At 54.8% G+C, this 16,436-nt stretch carries 14 protein-coding genes; 2 read left to right on the plus strand and 12 right to left on the minus strand.

The window, feature by feature from the left end; genetic code table 11:
- Positions 1-3: 3 nt before the first annotated feature.
- A complete protein-coding gene (locus tag RBB63_RS10335) occupies positions 4-2,430 on the minus strand; it encodes a sensor histidine kinase (protein WP_309383855.1) in 2,427 nt (808 codons plus the stop codon).
- A gap of 277 nt (positions 2,431-2,707) precedes the next feature.
- Here RBB63_RS10335 and RBB63_RS10340 point away from each other — a divergent pair, with 277 nt between their 5' ends.
- The gene (locus tag RBB63_RS10340; RefSeq protein ID WP_309383857.1) at positions 2,708-3,349 is read left to right on the plus strand and encodes a response regulator; all 642 of its coding nucleotides are present in this window, start codon (positions 2,708-2,710) and stop codon (positions 3,347-3,349) included.
- Positions 3,350-3,397: 48 nt separating this feature from the next.
- On the opposite strand, the gene RBB63_RS10345 is transcribed toward RBB63_RS10340, so the two are convergent.
- The gene (locus RBB63_RS10345) at positions 3,398-3,892 is read right to left on the minus strand and encodes a S24/S26 family peptidase (protein ID WP_309383859.1); all 495 of its coding nucleotides are present in this window, start codon (positions 3,890-3,892) and stop codon (positions 3,398-3,400) included.
- 283 nt (positions 3,893-4,175) lie between these two features.
- Here RBB63_RS10345 and RBB63_RS10350 point away from each other — a divergent pair, with 283 nt between their 5' ends.
- The gene (locus tag RBB63_RS10350; protein WP_309383861.1) at positions 4,176-4,571 is read left to right on the plus strand and encodes a S24/S26 family peptidase; all 396 of its coding nucleotides are present in this window, start codon (positions 4,176-4,178) and stop codon (positions 4,569-4,571) included.
- 7 nt (positions 4,572-4,578) lie between these two features.
- Here the strand turns inward: RBB63_RS10350 and RBB63_RS10355 are convergent, their stop codons facing one another.
- From RBB63_RS10355 to RBB63_RS10400, 10 genes are read right to left on the minus strand one after another with little or no spacing between them, the layout of a single operon-like run.
- A complete protein-coding gene (locus RBB63_RS10355; RefSeq protein ID WP_309383866.1) occupies positions 4,579-5,691 on the minus strand; it encodes a polysaccharide biosynthesis/export family protein in 1,113 nt (370 codons plus the stop codon).
- A complete protein-coding gene (locus RBB63_RS10360) occupies positions 5,691-6,653 on the minus strand; it encodes a polysaccharide biosynthesis/export family protein (protein ID WP_309383868.1) in 963 nt (320 codons plus the stop codon). The genes RBB63_RS10355 and RBB63_RS10360 overlap by 1 nt, the downstream gene beginning before the upstream one ends.
- Entirely contained in the window at positions 6,653-8,620 is a 1,968-nt protein-coding gene (locus RBB63_RS10365) for a GumC family protein (RefSeq protein WP_309383870.1), read from the minus strand. The genes RBB63_RS10360 and RBB63_RS10365 overlap by 1 nt, the downstream gene beginning before the upstream one ends.
- Positions 8,621-8,659: 39 nt before the next feature.
- Complete coding sequence (locus tag RBB63_RS10370) at positions 8,660-9,799, minus strand: glycosyltransferase family 4 protein (RefSeq protein WP_309383872.1); 1,140 nt, start codon at positions 9,797-9,799, stop codon at positions 8,660-8,662.
- A complete protein-coding gene (locus tag RBB63_RS10375; RefSeq protein WP_309383874.1) occupies positions 9,796-11,124 on the minus strand; it encodes a glycosyltransferase family 4 protein in 1,329 nt (442 codons plus the stop codon). Before RBB63_RS10375 ends, RBB63_RS10370 begins: the two co-directional genes overlap by 4 nt.
- Positions 11,125-11,150: 26 nt before the next feature.
- Positions 11,151-12,653, minus strand: coding sequence for a hypothetical protein (locus RBB63_RS10380; protein ID WP_309383876.1), 1,503 nt, complete (start codon positions 12,651-12,653; stop codon positions 11,151-11,153).
- Positions 12,641-13,237 carry an exosortase-associated EpsI family protein gene (locus tag RBB63_RS10385; protein ID WP_309383878.1) on the minus strand — a complete coding sequence of 199 codons (597 nt, stop codon included), beginning with the start codon at positions 13,235-13,237 and terminating at the stop codon, positions 12,641-12,643. Before RBB63_RS10385 ends, RBB63_RS10380 begins: the two co-directional genes overlap by 13 nt.
- Positions 13,234-13,713, minus strand: a complete 480-nt coding sequence (locus tag RBB63_RS10390; RefSeq protein ID WP_309383880.1) for a hypothetical protein — start codon at positions 13,711-13,713, stop codon at positions 13,234-13,236. The genes RBB63_RS10385 and RBB63_RS10390 overlap by 4 nt, the downstream gene beginning before the upstream one ends.
- Positions 13,710-14,513, minus strand: coding sequence for an archaeosortase/exosortase family protein (locus RBB63_RS10395; protein WP_309383882.1), 804 nt, complete (start codon positions 14,511-14,513; stop codon positions 13,710-13,712). The genes RBB63_RS10390 and RBB63_RS10395 overlap by 4 nt, the downstream gene beginning before the upstream one ends.
- Entirely contained in the window at positions 14,510-16,408 is a 1,899-nt protein-coding gene (locus tag RBB63_RS10400) for a tetratricopeptide repeat protein (protein WP_309383884.1), read from the minus strand. The genes RBB63_RS10395 and RBB63_RS10400 overlap by 4 nt, the downstream gene beginning before the upstream one ends.
- Between the last annotated feature and the right edge of the window lie 28 nt (positions 16,409-16,436).

Raw genomic sequence — 16,436 nt, forward strand, 5'->3', positions numbered from 1 at the left:
TTCTTAGTGTGAACGATACGACTGGTAGCGGTTTTCATTGTGTTCTAGCTCAGGCTGTCCTGGCATGCGTACCGTTTGGCCGATGTCTCGTAAGGTAAAGTGAAAGGCGCAGCCTTCTCCCTCCTGCGACTCGACCCAGATTTGTCCACCATGCCGTTGGATAATCCGCTTACACAGCGCTAGCCCTATTCCCGTTCCGGGATAGAGCTCACGATTGTGCAAGCGTTGGAAAATCACAAAGATGCGATCAAAATACTCCGGACGAATTCCAATCCCGTTATCCGTAACCGTTATTTCCCAATGCGACTCATGACGCTGGGCGCTGATGTGGACCCGAGGCGTGCTTTGCGAGAATTTCAACGCATTCGACAAGAGGTTTTGAAACACCTGACTCAGTTGAGTGTAATCCCCAAATACCTCAGGCAATCCCTCTTGGGTAATTTCCGCATGACTTTCCTCTATGGCAGTCGCCAAATTCAGCTTCGCGTCAGACACGAGATCACCGAGAGAGAGCGACTGAAACTCACGACTTCTCGTGCCCACCCGGGAATAAGAAAGCAAATCGCGAATCAATCGCTGCATGCGTGACACATTACCCACCGTATGGTCGATGAATTCCTTACCCCCATCATCCAGCTTATCTCGATAACGGCGCGCAAGCAACTGGACACAGCCATCGATGCCCCGCAACGGCTCCTGCAAGTCATGCGAGGCAATGTAGGCAAACTGCTCCAAGTCGGCGTTGGAACGCGCTAACTCCTCCGCCTGCCGGGCCAGCACCGCTGATGACCGGACACGCTCGGTCACATCGGCGCGAATAGCGACATACTGTCGGGGACGCCCATCATCATCCAGAAAAGGCACTATCGTGGTGTCCACCCAATAATGCTCGCCGTCTTTAGCGCGGTTACGAATTTCTCCACGCCAGACCTCACCTTGGGAAATAGTTCCCCACAAGTCTTTGAAAAACTCTTTGGAATGGCAGCCGGAATTCAAGATCCGGTGGTCCTGACCAATAAGCTCCTCACGACTGTATTTTGAAATGGTGCAAAACTTCTCATTAACATAGGTGATGCGCCCGCGCGCATCAGTCATCGCAACAATCGCATGCTCATCCAACGCCGCCTTGAAATCGATCAAATCGCGCGACGCCACATCCCTCTCGATTTGAAGCTGATGCAAGTGCGTCATGTCCCGCGCAATCAAGGAGAGCCCCAATTGCTTCCCATTTGAATCATCAACTGCTGAAATCGTGATGGATACATCAATTAGTTTGCCATCTTTTTGCGCCAGCGTCACTTCCAAGCCTGACACAGTCTCCCCGGCCCGCGCCTTTGGCAACCACTCCTGGTGCAGCTTCTCAACGGAAATGATTTCCCGCAGCGGCTGATTCATCGCCTCACTGGCAGGAACGCCGAAGACGACTTCGGCGCCTTTATTCCAAACCGTAATTCGATTCTGCTGATTCAAACTGACGATTGCATCTTTGGCTCCAGTAACAATCGCCGCCAATAATGCATTATGCGCTTCCGATGATTGCAGCAGCTCATTCCGCTCCAACAATTCCGCGTGAATTTGGTTTTTCTTTTTAGCAGTATACCAAACAATGACGAAGAGTGTCATCGTATTCGACACCACGAAAAGGTTAAGCGCCATAACGAACCCAATCAATTCTGCCTGGATCGCCATCATCAAAAGCCACTCCGAACAAAGCGGCGCCAAAATCATGAGTGGTATAATGGTGCGCGCGCTTTGCCCCCCCAGCAACGGTGAAGTTAGTTGCTTCATGAAGCCTGCCCCAGGTTCGAGAAGCAATATAGCCACACCGACCAACAGAAATAGGAGCGCAGTATTCAACGCCAATGAACGAAACCAACCCAGATCATAAAGGGACGCTGGCTCAACAACATAGCTGACCAGAGCGATCAAAGAGAGGAGCAGGACCATGAAGGCCAGCGTCTGCATCACAAGAACTCGGCGACAAGTTTTCAGGTTTATCACGAGCAATGCGCAACCGACCAAGCACAAGCCCAGAGCTGTTGCTGCGGACATCCGACCTGGATGATACGGAAGTGCTGTATCTGGATCGCGAATTAACAATTCATCGATGCCTAAATTAACATCCGCCACATACTCAATGAGAGTTAAAAGCGACATCAGCAGCACAGCTGACGCGGTACTAATGGCAAGCGATTTTGCCCATGCATGACGCTCGACCAGTTGCCGAGACCAGATCGAAAGACCCGCCAAAACGAAGCCAATCGCTGTATTCACCTTCATGGTCTCAAGGCCCGGGATTAGGCTTTTTATACCATCAACATCTAGTATCCATCCAATCAGCACCACCAGGGGAAGCACCATAGAAACTACCGCCAAAAGACATACAGCAGCGTGACAAGCAGGCCTGTTTCGCTTCATCGAAGCTTCCATGTATAACTTTTAAAATGGGCACTTGCCTTTTTCAATTAAATTTAGTATTGAAAAGCCAATTTTATCAGTAATCAATATCATCTACAACGCGCATCCACTAGCCAATCGACCATGCTAAGGACCTAGTTCTCCGTAGAGCAGCCTCACTCAGGCGCCGCGAAAATACCCTTAAAATCAAGGGCATTTTGGGCGTTTTTTTATTAAATTTCGCCTGTTCCCCCTCAGAGAGGGCAGACTAGAATTGCATTGCATAAATAGAATAACTACTCTTTTGGCCATGAAACGCATAGTCGTTGTTGAAGATCAGCTTATCCTTAGAGAATTCATCGTCCGGCTCATCGTTGAAAGCCCGATGCTGGAGCTAGTAGCTGAGACTGGTGATGGTCTGGAAGGTTATCAACTGATTCTGAAACACCAACCTGACGTCGTGGTTCTGGACATCATGTTGCCGGGACTCAACGGCATCAGCATTATGCAGAAAATAAAGCGTGAAATGCCTGACATACATGTTTTGGGGTTTTCGGCTTTCCAAAACCGCAACATGGTCCGCCAAATGATGGAGTGTGGCGCGACGGGGCTTGTGCAAAAATCGGAAAGCTTGCAAATCCTGGAAACTGCAATCAACACCGTTGTCCAGGGGCAGACATTCTACAGCCCAAACATCTCAGCGATGCTGCGCGACATCATGCTCTATCCCGAGCAAGGGGACAGTCCTGAGTCCTTATCCACTCGCGAGCGCGAGGTGCTGCAACTCGTTGCCGAAAGCCACAGTAATAAAGAAATCGCCGCCAAGCTGGGCATCAGCGTCAAGACCGCAGAGACACATCGTAACCGCATCATTGCCAAACTAAACATTCACGACACTGCAGGCTTAACACGGTTTGCCATCGTGCATGGGCTCATCGACCCGAGCGCCTAGCGGCGTGGAATCTAATTCTAGGGAGTATGCCTAATGATCGGATGCGGATTAGCGGCTTTTACCAATAACGGTAGGCAGACCCAACTGCTTGGCGTAAGCCATGCCCTGCGCATCGGCGCCGGCAGAATTCAACACTCCGAAGATCACGCCTTCGTAAGCGCTCGCCGTCATGATTTCAGGGTCTTCAGAAAAATTGTTTGCCCCCTGAGTCACCCAGCCCTGGCCTTCAAGACGCACCAGCCAGTGTCCCACCAAATCGCCGTCCGCATCGCGAAATACCGCCATCATGCCGGGCTTGAGTTTTTGAAAGGGCGTCGGGGAAACCAGCAGGACCGAGCTCGATCCGTAGTAGGGGTCCATTGACACGCCCTTGCCCAGCATAACCATCCAGCTCTGATTGTGCTGGGCGGCTTGCAACGCATCGTCAATGGCGCGCACCATAGGAACGTCTGTTTTGATGTTTGCTGAAAGATAGCGTCCCTCAGCAGCGCTGGCGACAAAGGTTAAAAGTGCGATCAACAAGGAGATGGCTGGTGTTTTCATGATAACTCATGATCTCACCGATTCACGTTTTGGGATATTAGGTCGGATATGTCATTTCCCCTATCCCTTCATTGAATTGCACAAATTGAGACACTGAATCGCACCGGTTCAGTTCACTGAATGCCAGAACGCGCTCCACTGAATCAAAACGAGCGCAGCCTGTATCTTTTTCAGGTCCGCACTGTATTATTTTCCGATCATGCTGAATGTTGTTTATCTTTAGCCATGCCGACTTTAGGATTTCAAAATCACTAAAGTCCCGACAATCATCACAGCAGCAAGCATGCTGCTATCCGGTTGTGAATACCGGGAGACCGCCCCGACGGCACAAGCTCCCGTCTCCGGTGAGTCTTTTCGCGATTCCGCCAAAGCAGCGCGTATTGTTGAGCGCCAGGAGGCGGGACGAACCAGCGCTCCGGGCGGGGGAACGTCCATGGCCCCACTCTATGGCGACAATGTATACTTCGTCATTGAGCCCATCGAGTTTGACGAACTGCAGCCCGGCATGCTAGTGGCGTATGACAGCATCAATGGCCAACGCATTGTCCATCAGCTCGTCTCCAAAGAAGGCGACTACTGGTCGGTGAAGGGCATCAACAACCCCCATGAAGACAGCGATTATGTAACCCGCCAAAATCTGATTGGCGTGGTCTACGGCGCCTTCCACGCCGAAGATTGAATTTGCCTTATTGGCTAGCTGCGGGCGCCGCCGGAGCTGCCGCGGGCGCCCCCGTGCTAACCGGCACCGAAACCGTGGCGCCAGTATCAAGCCCCGCCACACGGGAACCTTCATTGATCGCAATGGCTTGCGCCGCACTGCGCACCACCTGTTTCAAGTAGTCGTAGGCAGTCGCCCATGGATTCTGCGGAATCCAAACAATGTCAAACGGTTCCAGCCGCACGTCTGGCGCCTTACCCGTCATGATCGCTGCAAAATCCACCACCGCGACCTGTGGCTCACGCAACGAACCGCGCACGATGACCACCTGCGAAAGATACGCCTTTTCCGCCGGTCCCAGGCCATAGGCGATACACTCAGCAAGCGTCAGCTCATCCTTATAGGAAACCGCCTTGGGCTGGTTGACCTTGCCTAACAGCAACACGGAACTCGCCTGCGCCGATGGCAGATAAATGTAGTCGTTGTGTTGTAAGTAAATATTCTGGCTCATGTCTCCGTCCCGGATGAGCTTGGTAAAATCCACCGGCAACACTTCCCCGTCGCGGATCACAATACTGTGCCCCAAATCCGCCAGTTCTTCAGTTGACCCCGAAAAGCGCGCGCTGAACAACCCGCCCGCCATAGCAATGGATTCAATCAGCGTCGTAGGCTGTCGTAGCGGGTACAGGCCGGGGCTGTAAACACGGCCCAGCATCCAGTAGCGCCGACTCTTGACCTCGACCAGCGTGATGTTAACCACGGGCTCGGCATAATCCCTCGCGAGCGCTTGCCCCAACGCATCACTCAGCTCCTGCACCGTTTTGCCCTCCGCCTTCACGCCGCCAGCCAAGTTATAATAAACCATGCCATCCGGCATAATAAACGTTCGCGCCAAGGTGCCTGGAATCTCCGCGACTTCGATCTCCAGAATGTCCCCTGGTCCAAGGCGATAGGGCGCTGTCGACGGTTTCAACATTGCGGGGGTAATCTCGACTTCCGGCTCGATCGTTTCGAAGTCCGCCGTTTCAGAGAGATTGACCGGCGGCGCGTAGGCGTCGAAGGTCGGCTCCGGCGCCTGCAGACACCCGCTCAAGACCAGCGAGAGCGTCAGCAGTAAAACTGTCAGGTAACGGGCGAGCATCAGGGGTTAATGATATGCGGTGTGTGAGTATTGACCAGACTCACGGCAGCGCTCGTGATGAAGGCGCGAATCGCGAGGTCTGTTAACTCTTCCAGCTCGGCGGTCGGGCGTTCCGAGACATAAATGATATCCTTCGGCTTCAAACGAAAATCCTTCGCGCGGCCAGATAAAATGTCAGCCACGTTGACCTCGAAAACCTCTGGTTCTGTCAGGCTTCCCCGCACCACAATAACGCGATGCACCCAAGCCTTCGGCGAGTAGCCCAATCGCCGGGTCAACGCGGTGACGATGGTGGCGTTAGGCGTAAAGCTCTGCACGCCGGGTTGGCCAACAGCGCCAAAAACATAGTATTCGTTCGTAATGTTTGAGGCGATGTAAATGTAGTCATTAGGCTCGATGCCGATGTTTTGGTTCATGTCGCCTTCGAGAAACAGCTTTTGAAAATCCACATCCATACGCTGGTCTCCACGCACGACAAACGAACGCTCCATGTCCGCCAATTCAATGGTGTTCTGCTCAAATAAACCAACCTCCACGCCACCTGCTCGAGCCACGGCTTCAACCAGCGTTAACGGACGGTCGAGCGTAAACACGCCGCGTTTCATCACTTTTCCCATGATGGAGTAGCGCTTGCTGCCAACCTCCTCCGGCGTAATGATTACCCGCGGATTGCGGAAGTTCGCGCTCAAGCGTTTTTCAAACAGTAAGCGCGCCTGGTCGATTGACAGTCCGTTAACATCGACATTCGTGGCCTGCAGGTAGCTGATCGTTCCATCGGGCGCAATACGAATGCCCGGACGATCCAGCTCCGGTCGGCCGTAAAACGAGAAGTTAATCACGTCGCCCGGGCCCAACTCGTAACGCTCACGCCAAGACGTCATTGCCTCCCCCGCCTCCACCGAATCCTCAGCATTCACGAAGGAAAGCGCAACCCACAAGAAGATGATCAACGCAACTCGCATTAGCCAGGATTTGCCGATGGTTTCTTTCGCAACAGCGAGCCAAGAACGAGGCCTAATGCTTCACAGCCAGCCGCTAGCGGATTGGGAGCCGGATGGCGCACCAGGATCAACCCATCTGGCTGATGAAGCGTGTTGGCGTAGAGCCGCATATCGTTCTTCAGCTTGCCTAGTGCGGCGCCCTCATCGACCAAACAGAGCCAATGGCCCACCTGCTCCAGAATAGGAATAATCGCCGGGTACGGGTCGCCATGCAAACGCAACACAACTGGCCCCAGTCGCAAATTTTCCCGCGCCCACACGCACCAATCTTCCACTTCGCGCCAGTGCATCAGTTGCCCCGGCGCGGCGCCCAGGTCGCCTGGCTGCTGACTCAGATCCAGCACTTTTAACGGCGTGTCATCGGCATCCGCCAGTTGAAACAGCGTGCGCCAAAATGGCGTCTCTGCCGGAGCGTCAGCGTGCGTCGTGACAATCACCAGATAGCCGTCACGTTGCAGGCGGATTAAATCAGTCAGCCAAAACGCATTTAACTGCGTGCGCCAGGATTCCGTGTCATTAAGCGGCAAATCTAGTTTGGGCAATGCCTTCGCCGCAATCGCATAGCCTAGAGGAAACTTCGGCGCGGGGTTCCGTATTTCCAAAAACAACGCAATGACCAGTCCAAGGAAAGCGCCGCCGCCAAAGCCCGCCACCGCCAGTAGCAACGCTTGTTTCCGATTCACCACCACGCTGACATCCCCCGGTGAAGGTTTTTGAAACACCTCCCAATAGCCTGGCGCATTTTCCGCAAAAATACGGGCTTCCTGCAAACGACTGTTGAGCAGTTCGAAAGCGCGACGCAGTTGATCCCGCTCCTGCAAAAGCTCACTGTAGCGGAGGATTTGACGCGGCAGATGCTGAAGCTTCGCGCGTTGATCTTTAAGCAAACGCTCATACTCCTGAGTCCGCTGTTGCAGTTGCAGACGCTCGTTGCGCACTTGGATAATTTCCAGGTAAAGCTGGTTGCCTAACGGCGTCCCTGTAAACCGGCGTAAATCATCACCCGGATCGGCCGCCTCTTCCTTTAGTTTCTCTTCCAGATATTGGATCTCGTAGAGCTTTTCTTTCACGAGTGGATTGGAGTCCGTATAACGACCACGCAGCTGGGCCAATCCTTCTTTGGATGATTTCAATTGATCTGAAATCGGGCTTAGCGCCTGAAGTTCCTCCGTCAATGCCTTCAGTTGCTCCGTCTTCGTTGTCAGCAATATGCGCGCATCCTCAAGCTGCAATTCCAAGCCAGCCAAGGCGCGCAGCGAAGCCTCCAGTTGCTTGTCCCCGTCCAGATAATCGTTGTCCGAAGAAAAGGTTAGCAACCGCTGATTGACCGTCTCCAAGTCGCGCGCCAAGTCGTTGCTTTCTTCTTCAAGCAACTCCCGCATGGCGAGCGATTCACGCCGCTGCAAACCAATCGTATAGTGGATAATTTCGTCGGCCCAAAGCTCGACAATCTCGATGGCTGCTTCACCACTCTCGGCGCTGTGAACAGTAATGTAGAAAAAGTCTGTACCCTCCAATTGATCGATTTCCACAGACTTCTTCAGCTCTTCCGGATCCAGACCGAGCGACGTGGCGGTTTTAAAAATGGCTTCATTCGCCAGCAAAGTGGAGCGCAGGCTGCGGTCGTTTAATTGCCGTGGACGAAAGGCGTCCCCCTGCTCGCCCGCCTTGATAACCGACGGCACCGGCTTTTTAATTAACTGCAACGAAACCGAATAGGTTTGGCTATTCCACATCCCTCCCACCAGAAATCCTCCAATGCATAAAACAATCGCCAATCCAACCGGCCAGTAGATGCGCAGTAAAAACGCATAAACCCAACGCAGTGGATCAAACCCAAGCGGGAACTGAAAGCCGGAATCCGCCAAACCGGACTTCTCCGCGCTGGCGCTAGCTGCCGGCTTGGAACCCATGGGTGTTTCACTCATATCAGATCAATACAGGTGTATTTTTATCGCGCCTCGCGTTCAAGGTAATTCTCGCAGCAAGGTCTCGACAAAGCGATCTTCAAATTGTTGCAGCGTATGGTTTTCCAGAACCCGCTGACGCTGCTTTCGAACCAGTTCTCCCGAGCCGACCGTTATGGATTTCAGCGCCCGAACCAGCCCTTCTTCGCTCCCCTGCGGAAACCGCCACTCCGTGGGCAGAAAGTCATGCATGCCATCGTTGTCCGAACCAACCACGGGCACGCCACACGCCGCCGCCTCCAGCATCACCAGCGGAAAGCCTTCAAAGCGCGACGGGATGATCAAGCAATCCAACGCCGGATAAAGCGTTTCTGGATGCTTTTCCCAAGCGCGCAGAATGATCCGCTCCGTCAATCCGACTTCAGTAATAATGTTCTGCAAACGCGCGTAGTCCGGTCCGTCACCCACAATAAGCAGCTTGGCGGCAGCGAGTTCTCCCGACCATCGACTCATCGCACGCACGAGGAATTCCTGCTGCTTCTGGTTAAACTCCACACGCCCGCAAACGCCAAAAAGCAAGCCATCGGGCAAGCCTTGTTCTTGCCGTAATTGCGCCGCATCACGCGGCGTGAATCGCTCGGTGTCGATCCCGTTTTCAACGATATGAATCGGCGCGGTGGCGCCACGATCGCGAAGCATGTCGGCAATGCACTGGCTGATCGTCATCCAGGAGTCCGGGGCGCGAAACAAATAGCCAGTGGTTAGGTCACGCAGCGCGCCCAGCTTGGCGCCCATCTGCTCCATCGTATGCGCGACGGGGATATAACTCATCACGCGATGCTCGGACTTTTTCGCCGCCAACAACGCCATGGAGCTGTCTTCAATTTCTCCTTGCAGGCAGACAATTAAATCCGGCGCCAACTCAGCGAACAAGCGCACCAAGTCATCGAACGATTTTCCGTTCACATGATTGCGCAGCGCCTGAAATTTCTTGGTGACCGCCGGCGAGTAACGAACCTCCAGTTTTCCGCCTGCCTTCTGGATCGCCTCCGTGTGCGCAAAGAGCCGCTCGTTCTTCGGGTTGAGCACCAGCGTAGTCTTAAATTCCGGGCGACGGTTCGCCGCCGCCACGCCACGCATCGCCATAAACTGATGCCCGCCAAAATCCGGATTATCGTCGTAAAATACGATGTGCTTCATGCCTGCATTTCCTCCGGGTTAAAGGCGAAAGCGAATTCAGGTCGTTCTCTGCGACCGAGCGCCCAATCATAAACTCCGCGAATCTGTTGCGCCTTTGCCTGCCAAGTGAAGTGCGCACGCACGAAGTCGCAGGCACGGGCGCCAGTCTCGCGAACCAAGGCCGGCTGAGCGGCCAGCTCGGTCAACTTCTGCGTAAAGCCCTCCCGTAAAGTTTCGACAGAATCGAAGGGCACTCGCCAACCGCAATCATCGGGCACGAGCTCTGTCGGTCCGGCATAATCTGCGACTACGGGCGCCAGCCCCAGCGCCATGGCTTCCAGCACCACGCCTCCACCAAACTCGCGCACACTGGGAAAAGCGAAGACATCAGCTTCGCGCAATCGGGCGTGTAATTTTTCATGAGCAATCCACCCGGGCAACGTAACGACCTGCTCTAACTCATTTTCTGCAACGAGTTCTTTTAAGCGCCCCATCTCAGCGCCATCCCCGATAATGTCCAGTGTCGCACATCGCTTTTTCAGCAGAGGCAATGCCGCTTCCAATAGCGTCACCGCGCCTTTGTAGGGGACCAGCCGTCCCACAAAGGCCAAGCGCAGCACATCACTCGCCGGACGATCTTTATCCGGCATCGGAAAGCGTTCGGGATCGATCGCGTTTTCCGGCACATAAATCGCCTTGCGCCGCCGTTCGCCTGTCGTAACGACTTCACCGTAGGTGTGGCCGGAGGCCAGCAAGAGCGCCGCAGCGCGATCACGCGTTCCTTGCAAGTCGGGCGTGAATCTGTAGAGCCCACGCACGTAGCTAAGCCATTCCCTTTCCTGGCGACGAATTGCATCAAACCCAACTGGCCACGGGACGCCGCCATTCAATGGTCCGATGATCAGCGGCACGCCAATTTTTTGTAATCGTTTTGCAATCGGGCTCGCTGTCGTTGGACTGAGCGGCGTCACTCGGTGCACCAAATCAAACTCGCGCGCCTTAAGTGGGCCTTCGAGTTGGCGCCAGAGCTTCCGCTCAAACACTGGATAAGCCACATTGTAAAAGGCAGAGTAAATGGTCCAGCCAAGCGACTCTCCGCCGCGCAAGAACTTGGCGACTTTAAACGCCATGCCTTGCATACGACGGTTGTCTACCGGGATGAGTCGCTCGGCTGGAAAACCTGCTTCTAAAATTGAATCCTTGTTGCGCAGTTCGGTCGCCAGTTGCACATCGGCAACATCCAGCAAGGCGCGCGTCAACGAGTAGCCAATCAACGCCACACTGGTCAGTTGCGGGTTGGCTGCTTCCGCGATAACGAGGACGCGAGGCAATTTGGAATCAGACATGGTTTGGCGGTAAAGTTGATTTCAGGTTAACGACGACGCGGAAATTCCTTGGTGCGCGTTGCCGCTTCGAGGAAACGCGGACGACGACGCTGAGGCGCATGTGATTGTTGACTGGCAAGGGACACGTGCTGCGTCGAGCGGCGTTTGCCATCCCATGTTGCTGGCAAATACCCCTGTCGACGCCAGATCTCGATGCGCATCAAAATACCCACCATCAACATCCAGGTGGAGAGATTTTTCGTCTGCGTCAGCACCCGCTCCAATTGACTGTGAAGATAGGTAATCGCAAACGCCACGCCAATGCCAAGGCACAGGAAACCCAGCATCGATTTCCGATAATGCCACACGCCACGCAGGCACCAGTAAAGCGTCGTCAGTTCAAACAAAATAAACGCCGCGAAGGCCAGGTAACCAGTCTCGGCCAGAATCAGCCAGTAATGACTTTCGGTCAGCGGATTGGCGTAGTAATGCTCCGCTACAATCGTGTGCCCGCGGTTCGCATTCCAAGCCTCCAGCAGCTTGCTGTATTGGGGACCCTCGGGGCGGCTGTTCGCAATGCCAAAGCTGTTCCATCCGATGCCAACGAACGAGTCCTCCAGCATCGCTTTGGACTGCTGGTTGAGAATCCAGCGCAGATCATTTTCCGGCCCGGTGTCCTCGGAGGATTCAAAGCGATTCACCAGTGTATCCATGGCCAGTAAAAGCACGATGCTGCCCGCAGAGCCCATCAGCAGCAGCACGCCCATTCGCTTGGGGGTAATGCCGCGCAGGAAGCTGGCGCCCAAGAGCAGAATCGATCCCATGCCAATCGCCGCCAGCGATGCGCGTGAAACCGAAAAAACAATGCTCAAACCCGCCGCGCCAAACCCAACGAAATACCATAACGAATCGCGGAAGCGCAGGTCTTTCGCCAGGGACACCGCCAACAACGGCAACGCCACGAAGTAGCACCACATCGCCATCGGGTTCTGGTGCTCAAACCAAGCCGGAATTTGATAACGCCCCTCAAGGTAGCGCATCTTGATGCAGACCAGCACATTCACCACCAACGCCGCGGCAAAACCACGCAGCATCCACAAAATGTCTTCCTCGTCTTCAATCGCCAGGCACACGCCCATCGCGATCAAAAACACCATGGCAAATTTGAACGCCGCCATCAGCCCATACAGTGGTTCGAAGGCGGTGAAAAGCGACAGGCATCCCGCAAAAATATAGAGTGAGTATGCAAACACACCTGGCAGCCGTAGCAGGGGTTTTCGCCCCTTCGACGCGGCAGCCAAAATCAACCCCACACCGATCATCCAGAGCATGTTAAACTCGAAGCCTTTCGTGTGCCCGCGATACCAATCAATCGAGTAAAGCATCAACGTAAAGTTCCCCGGCGGCCGCACCATCAACAACGCCATGACCACCAGAACCAAGCGACGCCAAAGCTTGTTTTGATTCACCAGATAGGCCACGATTAACGGGATGACGCTCATGCCGATCAGGATGATCATGGTCTTGATCAGCAACTTTACGATTTCCATGGATCGAGCGCCTCCAGGATGGTTAAGGTTGCCGGATCGTCGAGCGACTGGTCGCCCAGTGATTGCACCACGATCAAGATCGGCTCTTCGCCACCAGCGCCAAAGGTTAGCCGACGCCAAGTCGCTTTAGCCCAATAATTCATAGGCGACACAAACCAACCCTCTGGCGTGCTGAACCAATACATGGCGCGCCGTTGCTCGCCGTCGCGCTCCAGTGTTAGCGATTGCACTTCGCCTTGCCCTGTAGTTAAAGACTGCTCACTGACGATGCGCCAGCCCGCGCCGATAAAGCAATAGCGTGGATCATGCACTGCATGGCGATTGAGCGAACCATCGATCGCCGAATACAAAAAAGGCGCCCCGCCCTGTGGCAGAACAATTTTCTTAACCGCGAAAGCCTCCCCCAACAACTCACGTTCCTGCGCCGTCAATGGAGTCGCCTGCGATGTAAAATTCGCCCCACCCTCCGGTATGCCAAGCAGTTGATCCATCGCGTTCGTTGACGGCGTCAATTCGACGATTAACGCCACGATGAGCGTTACTCCGCAGATGAGCCACAGCAGTCGCGTTTGCCATTGCTTCATGCCCGGGCTCCTTTCCACCAACGGAAAGAAAGACCCAAGCTAAAAACCAACAGCATACAGCGCAATGCCCAGCCGTTGACTGGTAAATCTTTAGCCAGCCAGCCAGTGGCCGGCAACCAGGATAGCATGCCTGCAAGCCACATCCATTTCCAGACATTGCCGGACACCTGCCCCCCCAGGGCCAGGGCAAGCGCCACATGCCGCGCAACATTGAGAGAGCCTAGAATGCCCACCAAGCACGCCAGCAGCGACAACGCTAACAGGAGAAAATCCGGCTGCCAGTTTTGCCGTCGCCAGCTTCGTAGAGCGACCCATAGCAGTGGCCCTAACCAAGCGATAAAAATGAAAACGCCACCGCGCGCATAGACATCTGCCCGCCAGATTTCGGGTAAGTTCGACGCCGCCAATCCACAGATAATCAGCGCGATCAAGGCAGGCGCCCATTGAGCCATCTTTGCCCTTTGCGCGCTGCTCATACAAAGCGCCTTTCACTCGCCGCAGGTTGTAAAGCGCGCGCCAAGGCTACGCAGCCAACAAACATGACGCCCAGCACCAGCAGGGCGCCCCAAGTATGAAAAAATCCGCTCGCAAACTGACTCCCCCAAGTCAGCGCAACGCCAGAGATCACACAAATGCGAATCGTATTCGCCAACCAGGCCAACGGAAAGAGCAGCGCCAGAAAAATCCAAAACCTCGACCGGCCGCCAAGAAAAACAAGCCCTACGGCCGCACCCGTAAGCATAAGCGCAGGCAGCAAATTCATGCCAGCACAGGCGGGTTCGATGGCGACCGGCAAGCCCTGAATGTCAAGCAACGTCCCCTCGCGGCGAATGGAAAAGCCCAGACCGGCAAAAAACTGCTCGGACACCCAAGCGCCGCTCAAGCGAAAATACCAGCCCAACGCCCCAAAGTCGGACGCAATCCATGGAAATGAAAACAGCGCAAGCGTGGACCAGGCTCCGGGTTGTTTCGGCCCACGCCAAAATGCCCGTATCCAGGCCAGCAGCAAAAGCGTCCAGCCCAACGCAACCGCCAACAGATACTCGGCCAGCAGACCTATTGCATAAAGCATCACTGCCAACGCCAACCAGCCAGCCCCGATTGGCTCAGCACGCTCCCGCAATGTCCAGGGACGGCCCAGCCAATAGGCCAACAGTAGCCCAATTAGCAATGGCCAGCTACTGTCAGTCGGCAAACGCAACACCATCGGCCGACTCCAGGCGATCAACAAGAACACGGCCAACGCGGCGCCCAACACGAGCATGCGATTTTTCATGGCTTCGCCTCCGCTTGCGCAATCGCATTCAGGTTTCGATAAAACGACGGCTCATCTGGATTCTCCAGAATGAGCGCCTGAGTCAGCTCGCGCGCACGCTGCCAGTTCTCCTCCTGGTAGGCCATGCGTGACAGAAAAAGTTTGGCGTCCATCGAGTCTTCCTGGATCGACTCATAAATCGCACTTGCCTGGGCAAGATTTCCTCTCGACAACGCCAGTCGCGCACGCATTTCAGAGCCAACTGTAGACTTCGCCCACTGCGGTTGTTGCTCAACCAACGCTTGAACTTTAGCCCAGTCGTTCTCTGTTGCATAGTAAACCGAGAGCAAGGTGGCGGCTCGCTCCGCCGCAGCCGCGTCACTGGATGTCAGCAAAGATTCCCAAAGCGCCACAGCTTCGGTAGGCTGATCGGACAGCCACAGTAAATCCGCGCGTAACAACTGTGTCGTCGGCTCTTCGCCCACAGACTCAAGACGTGCGAGCGCTGCGGAAACGGACTGTAGCTGCCGCTGCGCTTGCGCCTGACCATAGCCGTACCATTCGGGCTGCCCAGACTCAATCTGATCAAAGTTCACCGCTGCCCGAAGCCATCCTTCAGCCAAAAAGCATGCGGCCCATGCCGTACGTTCATTGAGGAGTCTTTCCAAACCTGGCGTCACTTCATCATCAGGCATTTTGGTTAATTGCTGATAAAACTGATGATTGGACGTATCCGCCAACGCGCGTTCAGCCATAACTGGCTCACTGCTTCGCCACAGCAACACCACCGTCAACGCACTTTTAAGCTGTGGCGCCCAGGAACGCTTCGCAAAGGGATCACTGCGTAACAGCATCAAAGCCTGCGTTTCATCCCCCTCTTTGAGCACCTGCAAAAGCCGTAGCCAAAATGTCTCTTGGCGCTGTTGCAGGATACGACTCGCGTAAGGCAGGCTGTCGAAGCTCTCGCTATTCCACCAGACGTCATCCGGTAAATTCGCGAGGTAATGCGCATAGGCCACAAAGGGGCCTTCCATCGGTGGTTCGAGTATGCTTTGGCCCAGTCCTGCAACGCGGCGCCAGAACCATGCCTTGATCCAGAACTCCGGAACCTGTGTCCGGACAAAACCATCGGACCAGGTGTCCACAGCCAGCGCGTATTGCTCACGGCGGCGATAGAACTCCCCCAGTTGGTCCCAGAAAAGCGGCGAGTCCGCCTCCAGCGCCAAGGCGCGCACATAGTCCGCCCGCGCCGCCTGCCATTGTCCAAGGCTTTCCAATATCTGCCCGCGAAACGCCAAGGCCTCCGCATGATCGGGCGCTGCGCGCACGGCCTCATCAATCTGCCGCAAGACCTCACGCGGATCAGTCGTGGAGAGCAAGGCCAAGCGTAACAAACGGTTGGACTCGTGTTGCCCCGTGAATTGATTTTGCTCTAACAGAGACCGCGCTTCTTCGATTTTACCGGATACAATTAAAGCATCGACCTCCAGGAAAATCCATGCCGCCGATGCATCCCGATCAGACTCCCAACGCTCACGAATCTCCGTGTATGTTTTGGCGTTGCGTTCATGGATCGCGACTCGCGCCAGTAGAAGCGCTTCGCTCTCCGATTCAGGAGCCTCGAGCTGGCTATTGCGTAATTGTCGAACGGCGTAGGCGTCACCACGCCCCACAGCTTGCGCGAGCTGCGCTTCGCTCAATTGAGCAAGCCACTCTCCCCGTGACGCCTCATCGGGCAGATGCTCTGCGAGGAGGCGCACTCGCTCGAAGTCCCGATTCTCCCAAGCGCTGGCTAAGTCTTGCTCAGTCTGAAGCTGCATGCGGGCCAAGGCGTGTTCACGCCATAGCCACAGCACCACTCCTCCAGCAGCAAGAACAGTCGCCAACACGATTGCGCGGATGACCAGTTTGGGCATGGCTAAACGCTACATAATCAACCGCCTA

This window comes from Cerasicoccus frondis (assembly GCA_031296915.1).
Taxonomy (GTDB): domain Bacteria; phylum Verrucomicrobiota; class Verrucomicrobiia; order Opitutales; family Cerasicoccaceae; genus Cerasicoccus; species Cerasicoccus frondis.